This window comes from Bradyrhizobium zhanjiangense, from assembly GCF_004114935.1.
GTDB classification, from domain to species: Bacteria; Pseudomonadota; Alphaproteobacteria; order Rhizobiales; family Xanthobacteraceae; genus Bradyrhizobium; species Bradyrhizobium zhanjiangense.
The window spans coordinates 4,682,423-4,695,783 of sequence record NZ_CP022221.1 but is presented as its reverse complement, the minus strand read 5'-3'; the positions used below and the strand labels follow the sequence as shown (position 1 = coordinate 4,695,783).

Sequence of the window (13,361 nt, the reverse complement as noted above, 5' to 3'; positions counted from 1 at the left end):
CGACGCCGCGCATCACGCTCTCCCCGCGAGAAGATCGATCGCTGAAACAAGCGAGGAGACGTCTTGAAACCATAGGAGTCGCACATGCAGGTACCGAGTGATTTTCGCCGCGTGATCATCGCTGCATCGGTGGGAAACATCATCGAATGGTATGATTTCTACATCTTTGGCAGCCTGGCCGCAGTTCTATCGGTCAAGTTCTTTGAGCAATCCCACCCGGTTGCCGCCCTCCTCAGCACGATCGCGCTCTTCACGGCAGGATTTCTCATCCGTCCGCTGGGTGCCTTCCTGTTCGGATGGATGGGTGACCGGGTCGGCCGCAAATACACCTTTCTCATTACGCTCAGCGGAATGGGACTCGGCACGGGAGCGATCGGGTTGATCCCGACCTACCAGTCGATTGGTCTGACGGCGGCGTTCGTTCTCTTCGGCCTGCGCATGATCCAAGGCTTGTGCCTGGGCGGCGAATATGGTGGCGCCATCACCTACGTCGCCGAACATGTGCCGGACGATCGACGCGGCTATTATACCGGCTGGCTGCAGACCTCGCCTACTCTCGGAATCGTGGTGTCGCTGGCCGTCATCATCCTCACGCGGACATATGCCGGCAACCAGGCCTTCGACGAATGGGCTTGGCGCGTTCCGTTCCTGCTGTCCTTCCTGCTGGTGGCGATTGCGATCTACATCCGGCTCCAGCTCCAGGAAACGCCGATCTTCCAGGAGATCAGGTCCCGCGGCCAGATGACGAGGAATCCTTGGAAGGAGGCTTTCCTCAGCTCCAACATCAAATACATCGGGATCGCAATTGTGGTCCTGATCGGACAGGGCGTGGTCTGGTACAGCGGTCAGTTCTGGGCGCTGTACTTCCTGCAGCAGGTCTCCAAGGTGGACCCGCTGACCTCCGCCTACATCGTGGGCGCCGCACTGCTCATTGCCACGCCGAGCCTGATCTTCTTTGGCTGGCTGTCGGATCTGATTGGCCGCAAGCCGGTGATCCTCGGCGGCATGCTGCTCGCCGCGATCACGTACTATCCACTGTATCTGTGGCTGGGGACTGTCACGCACCCCGGAAACGTCAACTATCCGGTCGCGACCTTCATCATCTTCATCCTGGTTTGCTATGTCGGGATGGTATACGGGCCGGTCGGCGCGTTTCTGGCGGAATTCTTTCCCGCCAGGATCAGGTATACGTCAGTCTCGGTGCCGTACCACATCGGCAATGGCTGGGGTGGCGGATTGGTGCCGTTCATCACGTCGGCGGCATTCGCCGCGACCGGCAGCATCGGCTATGCGCTGATTTATCCGATCGTGGTCCCCGCGGTGTGCTTCGTGCTTGCCGTCTTCCTGATGCCGGAAACGCGCAAGATCAGCATCTGGGAGCCGATCGAGCCGAGAGCTGCATTGTGATGGGTTGATGATCCCGGTGCAAGACCGCGGGGCCCTGCACCAGAGTTCGTCTCGAGGCGCAGTGACGATCGTTCCCCTCGGCACCGCGCCCGAGCGAGCCGATCTCAAACTCCCGGCCGCCAGCAAATGGCGGTCGGCAAGCGCCCGACTAGCACCGCTTCTCAGCCGGCCAGGCGATGCCAACGATCGTGCCACCAGGTGCTGAAGTCGCGATCGGTCATCAGCTCCCAGACAGCGAGTAGGATCACTAGTGTGCCGGACAGCACGCTGCTCACCGTGGCCGATACCGGCTCATAGCCGATGGTCCAAGGTGCCAGTAGCAGAGCCAGGCCCAGCATCATTTCTCCCCATTCTTCCAGATAGGACGGGATGAAAAGTGCCTCGATGGCAAACAGCATGACGCCGAGCCCGAGCGCGATGGAGACCCAGACAGGCGCCCCGGACAAGCCCAGGATAAAGGACGAAAGAACCAGCCAAAGGCCAACCAGGAGGCTGGCAGCGTCTTGCCAATGTTGGATGCGCATAATGCTCACCTCCTCTCTCCCGGTTAGATGGTGGCGCAGCTGAGAAAATGCATCCCTCCGACCTGCGCCGTGTTGCCGCGACAGAAGCCGCATCCAATCCTCGCGGCCCATGCCCCGGAAAGGGCCCTTGCGAGGGCCTGCACCAGGATGCAGACTAGCCGCGCTTGACAGGTGTCGACGTCTATCGTCCCGGCCGCACCTCGTTCGCGTTGCGCCCGGGACAAGAGGGAGGTGACGCCATGCGAGAAATCGAAATCCACGACTATGCGCGGCAGTTGCTGGAAGCACATGGCCCCAAGGCCATTGCGGAAGCCGCCCAGAACGCCATCGATCTCGAGTCGAAGGGCGAACTCGAGCTCGCCAAGACCTGGCGGCATATCGAAGACGCCATGAAGCTGATGCGCGGGCCTCACCAAAGCTGAAGCAGCCGGCGTGCGTAGCCGCCTGACCGCAAATGCCGCCAAGCCGGATTGAGGCTGGAGGGGCGGCAACACAGAGTATGGACCACAATCCGTCGCAAGCCGTTCGGCTGCGGCTGAACGGCAACGCGACCCGCAAGACGCGCATCTCCACGATGCTGGGAGCGAGCCATGTTTCCAAAATGTGCGACGGCCGAAGATCTCGTGAAGGCGATCAAGGACGAGAAGGTCCAGATGATCGATCTGCGGTTCACTGACCTGCCGGGGGTATGGCAGCATTTTTCCGTCCCGCCGAGCGCAGTGCGCGTCGATGCGCTCGAGGAGGGCATCGGGTTCGACGGCTCATCGATCCGCGGCTTCCAGGAGATTCAGGAGAGCGACATGCTGGTCGTCGCCGATCCGACGACGGCCTTCGTCGACCCCTATAGTCCGGCAACGACGCTGGTCCTCATCTGCAACATCCGCGACCCCGTGACCGGCCAATCCTATAGCCGCGATCCACGCTACATCGCCCAGAAGGCTGAAACCTATCTCAAGGGCACTGGTCGCGCCGATACGAGTTACTTCGGCCCGGAAGCGGAGTTCTTCGTCTTCGACGACGTCCGCTACGGTCAAGGCATCAATTACGCCATGCACGAGATCGATTCCAGCGAAGGCAGCTGGAACACCGGCGCGGAGGAAGCGCCGAATCTGGGGCACAAGCCGCGCCCTAAGGAGGGATATTTTCCCGTTCCTCCGACCGACAGCATGCAGGCGCTACGCACCGAAATGGTGCTGACCATGGAGCAACTGGGAATCCAGATCGAAGCTCATCACCACGAGGTCGCAACGGGCGGCCAGAACGAAATCGACATGCGCTTCACAACCCTGACCCGCATGGCCGACAATTTGATGATCTACAAATATGTGGTGAAGAATACCGCGCATGAGCACGGCAAGACCGCGACCTTCATGCCGAAACCGCTGTTCGAGGACAACGCTTCGGGCATGCATGTGCACCAGTCGCTGTGGAATGGCGAGACCAACCTGTTCTACGACCAGGGCGACTATGCCGAATTGAGCCAGCTCGGCCGCTACTACATCGGCGGCCTCCTGACCCACGCCTGGGCGTTGTGCGGGCTTTGCGCCCCGACGACCAACTCCTATCGGCGCCTGGTGCCGGGCTATGAGGCCCCCATCAACCTCGTCTACTCCCAACGCAATCGTTCGGCCTGCTGCCGAATTCCCATGTACTCGCCGAATCCACGCGCAAAGCGCGTCGAGTTTCGTTCACCCGACCCCTCCTGCAATCCCTACCTGGCTTTTGCCGCAATGCTGATGGCGGGCCTCGACGGTATCGACAACCGGATCGATCCCGGCAGCCCCATCGACAAGAACCTTTACGACCTGCCACCGGCCGAAGCCAAGCAAGTGAAGTCGACACCGGGATCGCTGGATCAGGCGCTCGACGCACTCCAGCGCGACCACGCATTCCTGCTGCGCGGCGACGTCTTCACGGCCGACCTGATCGAGACCTGGCTCGACTACAAGCGAAAAAAGGAGGTCGATGCGATCCGGCTGCGACCGCATCCCTATGAATTCCACCTCTACTACGACATCTGACAGCGGTCCTCACTGCGGGATCGTCCGCGGCTGACCAAAATCGCGTCGTGGCCCCTGTCGGCACCATCGGCGAAGGCGCTTGAAATGAGTTTCATGGCTCTCTCCTCGGGCTGAAATCGATCGGGCGCTGTTGCAGCAGAATAGTTTGCCATGCGACCACTTTTCCATCCGAGCCTGGTCAACGGTCGCTACGGCGACCCGACGGTCTATGTCGAAACGCTGTTCGAAAAGCGAAGTCTGCTGTTCGATGTCGGAGAGATTGCTTCACTAGCGCCGCGGAGGATACGGCGCGTCGACCAGGTCTTTGTCTCGCATGCACATATTGATCATTTCGTGGGCTTCGACCATCTGCTTCGCTTGCTCGTCGGGCATGAGAAATCGGTGCAGCTGTTCGGTCCGTCCGGCTTTGTCGAGCACGTCTTTCACAAGCTTCAGGCCTATTGCTGGAACCTGGTCGAAACCTATCCCTGCGATCTCGTATTCGATGTAACCGAACTCGGAACGGCGGATTCCATCTCGACCACGCGGTTCCACCTGAGGAAGGCGTTCGCAGCAGAGCCATCAGTCTCTCGCAAGACCTTTGGCGGCGTACTCTGCGATGAACCGACCCATCGCGTGTCCGCCGCGATCCTTGAACATGGCACGCCCTGCCTCGCCTTTGCGCTGCAGGAGGCAGCGCATGTCAACGTATGGAAGAACCGGCTGTTGGAGCGCGGACTGCCCGTCGGTCCCTGGTTGCTGTCGCTGAAGAAGGCCATCGTCGAGCGTCGCGCCGACGATCATTTGATCCGCATCGATGAAACGGCAACGTCAGATCGCCTCGTTCCGCTCGCCAGCCTGCGCGATCTCGTGACGGTCACTGCGGGCCAGAAAATTGCCTATGTAACCGATGTTGCCGACACGCCGGCCAATCGTGCCGCCATCGTAGCGCTGATTCAGAATGCAGACATCCTCTTCATCGAGGCGGCGTTTGCGGGGGCCGACGCCGTATTGGCGAGTGAGCGGGCTCATCTTACAACCACGGCTGCCGGAGAAATCGCACGGGAAGCCAATGTGCGCCGCGTCGAGCCCTTCCACTTCTCTCCGCGCTATGCGGGAGAGCAGGAGCGGATGCTGGCCGAGGTGATGGCGGCGTTCAGGCATCTCGCACCTGACGCAAAGAGCTAAGCGGCAGGACCGGAGTGGAAAGTCATGTCCGAGGAACGACATCTGCCAGCGGTGTGTCGGAAACCGGTGCGGCTCTTCCTATGCGGAGATGTCATGTGCGGCCGCGGCATCGACCAGGTGCTGGCGCACCCCTGTAGCCCCGAGATTTACGAGGATTACATGCGATCGGCGTCTGGCTACGTGCAGCTCGCCGAGCAGGCAAACGGGCCTATTCCGCGGCGCAATGGATCGTCCTACGTCTGGGGCGCTGCACTGGACCAATTCGAGTCCATGCAGCCGGACGCGCGGATCATCAATCTCGAAACGGCTGTGACGGGCAGCAACGACCGCGCGAATAAGGGCATCAACTACCGCATGAGCCCCGAGAACGCAGAGTGTCTCGCGGCCGCGGGGATCGACTGCTGTCTATTGGCCAACAACCATGTGCTCGATTGGGGTCGCGCCGGCCTAGTAGAGACGCTGACGACATTGCAGAAGCTCAACATCAAGGTGGCGGGCGCAGGCCGCAATGATCGGGAAGCGCGCGCACCCGCAGTGCTGAGCCTTGCCGACGCGCGGCTCCTGGTCTTTGCGTTCGGATCGACATCGAGCGGAATCCCGTTCAAGTGGGTTGCAATGTCAGACACTCCGGGCGTCAACCTGCTGCCTGACCTCAGCGGGGCGAGCGCGTTCGAGGTCGCTGACCAGGTCATGGCGGCCAGAAGGCCGGGCGATCTCACGGTGGTGTCGATCCATTGGGGATCCAATTGGGGATATGACATTCCCGATGAGCAGAGGATTTTTGCCCGGGCCCTGGTCGACAAGGCAGGCGTGTCGATCGTTCACGGGCATTCTTCGCACCATCCGAGAGCGATCGAAATCTATCGAGACCGCCTTATACTCTATGGCTGCGGTGATTTTCTGAACGACTATGAGGGGATCCGTGGTTACGAGCGCTACCGCGACGACCTGGCGTTGATGTATTTCGTCGACCTGGATCCAACCAGCGGAAGCCTCCATGCGCTCAAACTGGTTCCCATGCAGATCAAGAACTTTCGTCTCTCCATTCCATCGCGGCGCGACATTGAATGGATCCGGCAAACCCTGGATAGGGAATGCCGGCCGTTCGGAACGAGGGTCATTTTTGAATCCGAACAGCAGCTTGCATGTGTCGCGCAGAGGGCAACGACCTGACTCTCGTAACAAGCACTCCCCGATAGAATTGGCGGGCCGGCGCGACCAGGACTGCGTCCCCGCCGGGCAGCTGACCTAATCTTCGACTCCCGCTAGCCGACGAAGGCTGTGGCTTTGCCAAACGCCGCCTTCGGATGTTTTATGCTCAATGTCCGCCGCGGAGGTTACGCGCGATGTTGACCCAGATTTATGAAATCTCGACCATCGAAGAGGCGTCCGCTGTTTCAGCCATTGGCATCGATCATGTCGGTGTGCTCGTCGGAGACGGTCGATTTCCGCGCGAGCTGCCGATCTCAGGAGCTTCCGAAATCGCCGCGGCGATTGTACCACCATCGAAGTTCTCAGCACTGTTTCTGACCTGCGATCTCTCCTTGATTGCCTCATGGGCGCGCGAACTCACCCCCGCGATCGTCCATTTGGGAGCCAGCGCCGAATTGCTTTCGCCGCAAGACGTTGCTTCCCTCAAACGCATGTTGCCCGGGATGGTCGTGATGAGGAGCATACCGGTGTTCGGCGAGGAGAGCATCGCGATTGCCCGCAGCTACGTTGGCATTGCAGACTTTCTGCTTCTCGACAGCTATCGAGCCACGGACGAGCAGATCGGCGCGCTCGGCGTGACGCATGACTGGGGTATCAGCCGCCGGATCGTGGACCTCGCCCCCGTTCCTGTTGTCCTTGCCGGTGGTCTCGGACCGGACAACGTCGCAGAGGCGATCCGCACCGTCCGTCCAGCCGGTGTTGATTCCAAGACGAGAACGGATCAGGACGGATCGCATGCCAAGGACCTGGATCGAGTCCGCCGCTTCCACGAAGCGGCTCGGGCGGCGGCGCCGTCATAGTGTGGAGCAGCTGACATCATGATTGTTTTGTTCACGGATTTCGGATTGCACGGCCCCTAGACGGGCCAGATGAAGGCATGGCGCCTGGCATACCCGCTATTGACCTCTTCACCGATGCGCCCATCGGGAATCCCAGGGTCGTGCGGACCGCGATCTTGGCCTTTCGACCGGCAGCCCGGTTGAGATTCGTCCCTTAGATGGTTATGTCGATGGTTATGTCGCAACGTGGTCTGCAGTTATGCGCACGCCAAGAAAGCAGAGCTCAGGAACGGATTGGCCAAAGCCGAAGACGCGCCACGCCAGGCGGCCGACGACTGGTAACAAGCGGCTGGCCGATCAGACCCGCAAGATTCTCGGCAAGCACTACGCGAGCAAATATCGGGTGCGGTAATCGCGCTCGTTGCGCGGCCGGCTGTACGGCTTGCAATCACCTTCCGGCGGCCTAACATGTGGAACTCTGCCGATAGGAGCGTAGCCATGGAACTCACCGTGGTGCCCATCGTCAAACCGGACGCGGCCAACTTCATCTTTGGCCAGTCGCATTTCATCAAGACCGTGGAAGACCTCCACGAGGCGCTGGTAGGCGCGGTCCCGGGCATCCGCTTCGGGTTGGCCTTCTGCGAGGCTTCCGGCAAGCGGCTGGTGCGCTGGTCAGGTAATGACGAAGCCGCCCTCTCTCTCGCACGCGACAATGCATCGGCCATCGGCGCCGGCCACACTTTCCTGATCTTCCTGGGCGACGGGTTCTTTCCCGTCAACGTGCTGGCTGCCGTGCGCGCGGTGCCGGAGGTCTGCCGCATCTACTGCGCGACGGCCAACCCCACGCAGGTGATCGTCGCGCAAACGGAGCTTGGCCGCGGCGTGCTCGGCGTAGTGGATGGCGCCTCACCGCTGGGTATCGAGACCGACGCTGACATTGCGTGGCGGAAGGACCTCCTGAGAAAGATCGGCTACAAGCTGTAGCGGCCCGATGAAGCCGGATGCGATGAAGAACGCCCCCGGCGTTAGATCAGTGCAACCCTGGACGACACGTGGTGGCTCGCGATCTTCCAGTCGCCGCCTTCACACACGATTGCCCAGGTAAGTTTGACCGACAGCGGCGCGGCCTCCTCGCCGAGGTCGAACGAGGCGATCGCGGCCATGTTGATCACTTTGGGCGCGACCTGCGCCGCGGCCACCTCGGAAAAGCGGACGCTCGGCGAGCGCCAGCGCGGCAGGCCATTGAAATAGGCCGCTACTCCGTCCCTGCCACGATATAGCGTCGGGTTGGAGCCGAAGAAGAACGCATTCTTCGAATAGAGCGACGACAGCGCGGCCGCGTCGAGCGTCGCGAAGCCGGCGCACCATTTCGCGATGATGGCGGAAACGATGGCGTCGGCCTCATTGTTCATGTCGTATCTCAGCCTTTCGCGACTTCCTTCGCAAACGTGTCGCGCAGGCCGATGGTGCGCGAAAACACCGGCTTGCCCAGCGTCGAATCCGTGTCACGCACGAAATAGCCCTGCCGCTCGAACTGCATCGGCTCCATCGAATTGCTTTCCGCAACCGATGCCTCGACACGGGCATCAGCCAGGATCTCCAGCGACTGCGGATTGAGATCGGCGGCGAAGTTCGAGGCATCCGGATTCGGATTGGAGAACATCTGGTTGTAGATGCGGATCTCCGCTGGCTTGGATGCCGCTGCCGGCAGCCAGTGCATGGTCGCCTTGACCTTGCGGCCATCGGGCGCGTTGCCGCCCTTGGTCGCGGGGTCGTAGGTGCAGCGCAGCTCCACCACCTCACCCGCCTCGTTCTTGATCACGCCGGTGCACTTGACGAAATAGGCATAGCGCAGCCGCACCTCGTTGCCCGGTGACAGGCGGAAGAATTTCTTCGGCGGATTCTCCATGAAGTCGTCGCGCTCGATATAGAGCTCGCGGCCGAAGTTGATCTTGCGCGTGCCGGCGCTGGGATCGTCGGGATGGTTGATCGCCTCGAGCTCCTCGACCTGCCCTTCCGGATAGTTCTCGATCACCACTTTCAGCGGCTTCAGCACCGCCATGCGGCGCTGCGCCGTGCGGTTCAGTTCCTCACGGATGCAGAACTCGAGCATGCCGACATCGACCACGCTGTTGGCCTTGGCGACGCCGATACGCTTGACGAATTCGCGCAGCGCGGCCGGCGGCACGCCGCGGCGGCGCATCCCCGCGATGGTCGGCATGCGCGGATCGTCCCAGCCCGCGACATGGCCCTCGCGAACAAGCTGGGTCAGCACACGCTTCGAGAGCAGCGTGTAAGTCAGGTTCAGCCGCGCGAACTCGTACTGGTGCGGCTCTGACGGCACCGGCAGCTTCTCGATGAACCAGTCATAGAGCGGCCGATGGTCCTCGAACTCCAGCGTGCAGATCGAGTGCGTGATGCCCTCGATCGCGTCCGACTGGCCGTGGGCATAATCGTAGCTCGGATAGATGCTCCATTTGGTGCCGGTGCGCGGATGATGCGCATGCAGGATGCGATACAGCACGGGGTCGCGCAGGTTGATGTTGCCCGCGGCCATGTCGATCTTGGCCCGCAGCACGCGCGCCCCGTTCGGGAATTCGCCGGCCTTCATTCGGCGGAACAGGTCGAGATTTTCCTCCACCGAGCGGTCGCGGAACGGCGAGTTCCTGCCGGGCTCGGTCAGCGAGCCGCGCGAAGTGCGGATCTCCTCCTGGGTCTGGTCATCGACATAGGCGAGCCCGTCGCGGATCAGCTGCTCCGCCCATTCATAGAGGCGATCGAAATAGTCCGAGGCGAAGAACAGGTTCTTGCCCCAGTCGAAGCCGAGCCAGCGCACGTCGGCCTGGATGGAATCGATATATTCCTGCTCTTCCTTGATCGGGTTGGTGTCGTCGAAGCGCAGATGGCAGCGGCCCGGAAACTCCTGGGCGATGCCGAAGTTGAGTGCGATCGACTTGGCGTGGCCGATATGCAAATAGCCGTTCGGCTCCGGCGGGAACCGGGTCACGATCTCCTTGTATTTGCCCTGATCGAGATCGGCCTGGACGATGTCACGAATGAAATCGCGCCCAACCTCAGTCGCCACCGGTTCTGTCATTACGAAAATCCTGTAGGGAAATCAGCGGTCCTTCTGCCAAATTCGCTGGGCCGCGCCAAGCCTTTAGCAGGTCCGCTCTCGGGCTTTAGTTATGCTCCGGTCCTGATATATACCACCGCCTCCAATGCATAGGCCCTGCCAAGAATGACCGATTCCGTCGTCACGCGCTTCGCTCCCTCGCCGACCGGCTTCCTCCATATCGGAGGCGCCCGCACGGCGCTGTTCAACTGGCTCTATGCGAAAAAGCACGGCGGCAAGATGCTGCTGCGGATTGAGGATACCGACCGGGAGCGCTCCACCGAGGCCGCCATCGCCGCCATCCTCGACGGCCTCAAATGGCTGGAGCTCGGCTGGGACGGCGAGGTCATCTACCAGTTCGCCCGCGCCGCCCGCCATCGCGAGGTCGCCGAGCAGCTGCTCGCCGACGGCAAGGCCTATCGCTGCTACGCCACCGCCGAGGAGCTTGCCGCCATGCGCGAGAAGGCGCGCGCCGAAGGCCGCACCCGCCTCTATGACGGCATGTGGCGCGACCGCGATCCCGCGACCGCCCCGGCCGACGTGAAGCCCACCATTCGCCTGCGCGCGCCGCAGACCGGTGAGACCGTAATCGAGGACCAGGTCCAGGGCCGCGTGGTCTGGCAGAATGAGAACCTCGACGACCTCGTCCTGCTGCGTGGTGATGGCAACCCGACCTACATGCTCGCGGTGGTGGTGGATGACCACGACATGGGCGTGACCCATGTCATTCGCGGCGACGACCATCTGATCAACGCCGCCCGCCAGAAGCAGATCTACGATGCGATGGGCTGGGCGCTGCCGAGCATGTCCCACATCCCCTTGATCCACGGCCCGGACGGCTCGAAGCTGTCGAAGCGCCATGGCGCACTCGGCGTCGATGCCTACCGCGCCATGGGGTACCTCCCGGCGGCGCTGCGCAACTACCTCGTCCGGCTCGGCTGGAGCCATGGCGACCAGGAGATCTTCTCGACCGAGGAGATGATCGCCGCGTTCGATCTCGGCAGCGTCGGCCGTGCCGCCGCCCGCTTCGATTTCGCCAAGCTGGAGAATCTCAACGGCCACTACATCCGCAACGCCGACGATCAATCACTCGTGAAGATGTTCGAGGATGTGCTCGACCACGTCGTGCCCAGCCGCGACGACATTAAGGCCAAGTTAAACGACACCACGCGGGCGCAGCTCCTGAAGGCCATGCCGGCCCTGAAGGAGCGCGCCAAGACGCTGATCGAGCTGATCGACGGCGCCTACTTCATCTTCGCCGACCGGCCGCTGCAGCTCGATGCCAAGGCGCAGGCGCTGCTGACAGCTGAGAACCGCAAGCTGATCGGCCAGCTTCATTCCGCGCTGGGGAAAGTCGAGACATGGAGCGGTGCCAGCACGGAAGCCGCGCTGCGCACCTTTGCCGAGGAAAATAGTCTCAAGCTAGGCGCGGTCGCCCAGCCCTTACGGGCCGCGCTGACCGGACGGACGACGTCGCCTGGTATATTTGAGGTTTTGGACGTCCTGGGACGCCAGGAAAGCCTGGGCCGGCTTCAAAATCAATCTACGACGTAAGTCGACCATGCGTGGGGGTGATCTTGCAGCGCACACAGCAATAATATACCCATCTCCCCCGTACATTCTGGAACATCCGGCCTGCCCCCAACGATCTCCTCAGGGGCCTCCGGCTCCGGCCCGTTTCACCACACATCGGGGACCTACGATGGACGCAAAACCAAGCAACAAGACCGCCACGCTGACGGTCGGAAACAAGAATTACGATCTTCCGATCCTCAGCGGCAGCGTCGGGCCCGATGTGATCGATATCGGCAAGCTCTACGGCCAGTCCGGCCTGTTCACCTACGATCCGGGCTTCACCTCGACCGCGAGCTGCCAGTCCAAGATCACCTATATCGACGGTGACGCGGGCGTGCTGGAATACCGCGGCTACCCGATCGAGCAGCTCGCCGAGCACGGCGACTTCCTGGAGACCTGCTATCTCCTGCTCTACGGGAATCTCCCCACCGCCGCGCAGAAGAAGGATTTCGACTATCGCGTGACCCATCACACGATGGTGCACGAGCAGATGGCCCGCTTCTTCCAGGGCTTCCGCCGCGACGCCCATCCGATGGCGATCATGGTGGCGGCCGTTGGCGCGCTGGCCGCATTCTATCACGATAGCACCGACATCAACGATCCCAAGCAGCGCATGGTCGCCTCCATGCGCATGATCGCCAAGATCCCGACGCTGGCTGCGATGGCCTACAAGTACACCGTCGGCCAGCCCTTCGTTTATCCGAAGAACTCGCTGCGCTTTGCCGAGAACTTCCTGAACATGTGCTTCGCTGTGCCCTGCGAGGATTACAAGGTCAGCCCGGTCCTCGCCGACGCGCTGGAGAAGATCTTCATCCTGCACGCCGACCACGAGCAGAACGCCTCGACCTCGACGGTGCGCATCGCCGGCTCCTCCGGCGCCAATCCGTTCGCCTGCATCGCGGCGGGCATCGCCTGCCTCTGGGGCCCGGCGCATGGCGGCGCCAACGAAGCCGCGCTCAATATGCTCTACGACATCGGCTCGGTCGACAAGATCCCCGAGTTCATCGCCAAGGTGAAGGACAAGAACTCTGAAGTCCGCCTGATGGGCTTCGGGCACCGCGTCTACAAGAACTACGATCCGCGCGCCAAGATCATGCAGAAGATGTGTCACGCCGTGCTCAAGGAGACCGGCCATGGCAACGATCCGATGCTGAACGTGGCGATGGAGCTCGAGAAGATCGCGCTCAGCGATCAGTACTTCATCGACCGTAAGCTATACCCGAACGTCGACTTCTATTCGGGCATCACGCTGAAGGCGATGGGCTTCCCGGTCTCGATGTTCACCGTGCTGTTCGCGGTCGCCCGCACCGTCGGCTGGATCAGCCAGTGGAGCGAGATGATCGAGGATCCCCACCAGAAGATCGGCCGTCCGCGCCAGCTCTACACCGGCGTCGCCAAGCGCGACTACGTGCCGATCGACAAGCGGTAACGTCGGCCGTCACGGCTTTTGAAACGGCGCCATCTCATGATGGCGCCGTTTTTGTTTTAAGCAGATGCCGTAGGGTGGGCAAAGCGCAGCGTGCCCACCACCTGTCCGCGACAGATACGAAGTCGTGGGCAC

The 13,361-nt window shown here is 61.7% G+C and carries 12 protein-coding genes; 9 read left to right on the top strand and 3 right to left on the bottom strand.

Annotation, left to right across the window (positions count from 1 at the left end):
- The first annotated feature begins 84 nt into the window (after window positions 1-84).
- On the top strand, window positions 85-1,407 hold the full coding sequence (locus XH85_RS22420) for an MFS transporter (protein ID WP_128933509.1): 1,323 nt from the start codon (window positions 85-87) through the stop codon (window positions 1,405-1,407).
- A gap of 161 nt (window positions 1,408-1,568) precedes the next feature.
- On the opposite strand, the gene XH85_RS22415 is transcribed toward XH85_RS22420, so the two are convergent.
- On the bottom strand, window positions 1,569-1,931 hold the full coding sequence (locus XH85_RS22415; RefSeq protein WP_164939531.1) for an SPW repeat domain-containing protein: 363 nt from the start codon (window positions 1,929-1,931) through the stop codon (window positions 1,569-1,571).
- A 239-nt stretch (window positions 1,932-2,170) separates the two neighbouring features.
- Here XH85_RS22415 and XH85_RS22410 point away from each other — a divergent pair, with 239 nt between their 5' ends.
- From XH85_RS22410 to XH85_RS22385, 6 genes are all read left to right on the top strand, one after another.
- Window positions 2,171-2,353 carry a hypothetical protein gene (locus tag XH85_RS22410; RefSeq protein WP_164935201.1) on the top strand — a complete coding sequence of 61 codons (183 nt, stop codon included), beginning with the start codon at window positions 2,171-2,173 and terminating at the stop codon, window positions 2,351-2,353.
- A gap of 168 nt (window positions 2,354-2,521) precedes the next feature.
- Window positions 2,522-3,952, top strand: coding sequence for a type I glutamate--ammonia ligase (gene glnA / locus XH85_RS22405; protein WP_128933507.1), 1,431 nt, complete (start codon window positions 2,522-2,524; stop codon window positions 3,950-3,952).
- Window positions 3,953-4,102: 150 nt separating this feature from the next.
- A complete protein-coding gene (locus tag XH85_RS22400; RefSeq protein WP_128933506.1) occupies window positions 4,103-5,119 on the top strand; it encodes a ribonuclease Z in 1,017 nt (338 codons plus the stop codon).
- Window positions 5,120-5,143: 24 nt separating this feature from the next.
- Window positions 5,144-6,292: a CapA family protein gene (locus tag XH85_RS22395; RefSeq protein WP_128933505.1), complete on the top strand. Its 1,149-nt coding sequence runs from the start codon at window positions 5,144-5,146 to the stop codon at window positions 6,290-6,292.
- Window positions 6,293-6,465: 173 nt separating this feature from the next.
- A complete protein-coding gene (locus XH85_RS22390; RefSeq protein WP_245473783.1) occupies window positions 6,466-7,131 on the top strand; it encodes a phosphoribosylanthranilate isomerase in 666 nt (221 codons plus the stop codon).
- 477 nt (window positions 7,132-7,608) lie between these two features.
- Window positions 7,609-8,094, top strand: a complete 486-nt coding sequence (locus tag XH85_RS22385) for an adenosine-specific kinase (RefSeq protein WP_128933503.1) — start codon at window positions 7,609-7,611, stop codon at window positions 8,092-8,094.
- A gap of 41 nt (window positions 8,095-8,135) precedes the next feature.
- On the opposite strand, the gene XH85_RS22380 is transcribed toward XH85_RS22385, so the two are convergent.
- On the bottom strand, window positions 8,136-8,522 hold the full coding sequence (locus XH85_RS22380) for a nuclear transport factor 2 family protein (protein ID WP_128933502.1): 387 nt from the start codon (window positions 8,520-8,522) through the stop codon (window positions 8,136-8,138).
- An 8-nt stretch (window positions 8,523-8,530) separates the two neighbouring features.
- Complete coding sequence (locus XH85_RS22375; RefSeq protein WP_128933501.1) at window positions 8,531-10,207, bottom strand: glutamine--tRNA ligase/YqeY domain fusion protein; 1,677 nt, start codon at window positions 10,205-10,207, stop codon at window positions 8,531-8,533.
- Between the two features lie 144 nt (window positions 10,208-10,351).
- On the opposite strand from XH85_RS22375, the gene gltX reads away from it, so the two are divergent.
- Complete coding sequence (gltX, locus tag XH85_RS22370) at window positions 10,352-11,779, top strand: glutamate--tRNA ligase (RefSeq protein ID WP_128933500.1); 1,428 nt, start codon at window positions 10,352-10,354, stop codon at window positions 11,777-11,779.
- A gap of 148 nt (window positions 11,780-11,927) precedes the next feature.
- Window positions 11,928-13,229 (top strand): citrate synthase, encoded by a 1,302-nt coding sequence (gene gltA, locus XH85_RS22365; protein ID WP_128933499.1) that lies wholly within the window; start codon window positions 11,928-11,930, stop codon window positions 13,227-13,229.
- The last annotated feature ends 132 nt before the right edge of the window (window positions 13,230-13,361 follow it).

What these genes read in the sequence shown, in the direction of transcription:
- XH85_RS22420 (WP_128933509.1), top strand. Translation starts at nt 85, where the DNA reads ATGCAGGTACCGAGTGATTTTCGCCGCGTGATCATCGCTGCATCGGTG.
- XH85_RS22415 (WP_164939531.1), bottom strand. Translation starts at nt 1,931, where the DNA reads ATGCGCATCCAACATTGGCAAGACGCTGCCAGCCTCCTGGTTGGCCTT.
- XH85_RS22410 (WP_164935201.1), top strand. Translation starts at nt 2,171, where the DNA reads ATGCGAGAAATCGAAATCCACGACTATGCGCGGCAGTTGCTGGAAGCA.
- glnA (WP_128933507.1), top strand. Translation starts at nt 2,522, where the DNA reads ATGTTTCCAAAATGTGCGACGGCCGAAGATCTCGTGAAGGCGATCAAG.
- XH85_RS22400 (WP_128933506.1), top strand. Translation starts at nt 4,103, where the DNA reads ATGCGACCACTTTTCCATCCGAGCCTGGTCAACGGTCGCTACGGCGAC.
- XH85_RS22395 (WP_128933505.1), top strand. Translation starts at nt 5,144, where the DNA reads ATGTCCGAGGAACGACATCTGCCAGCGGTGTGTCGGAAACCGGTGCGG.
- XH85_RS22390 (WP_245473783.1), top strand. Translation starts at nt 6,466, where the DNA reads ATGTTGACCCAGATTTATGAAATCTCGACCATCGAAGAGGCGTCCGCT.
- XH85_RS22385 (WP_128933503.1), top strand. Translation starts at nt 7,609, where the DNA reads ATGGAACTCACCGTGGTGCCCATCGTCAAACCGGACGCGGCCAACTTC.
- XH85_RS22380 (WP_128933502.1), bottom strand. Translation starts at nt 8,522, where the DNA reads ATGAACAATGAGGCCGACGCCATCGTTTCCGCCATCATCGCGAAATGG.
- XH85_RS22375 (WP_128933501.1), bottom strand. Translation starts at nt 10,207, where the DNA reads ATGACAGAACCGGTGGCGACTGAGGTTGGGCGCGATTTCATTCGTGAC.
- gltX (WP_128933500.1), top strand. Translation starts at nt 10,352, where the DNA reads ATGACCGATTCCGTCGTCACGCGCTTCGCTCCCTCGCCGACCGGCTTC.
- gltA (WP_128933499.1), top strand. Translation starts at nt 11,928, where the DNA reads ATGGACGCAAAACCAAGCAACAAGACCGCCACGCTGACGGTCGGAAAC.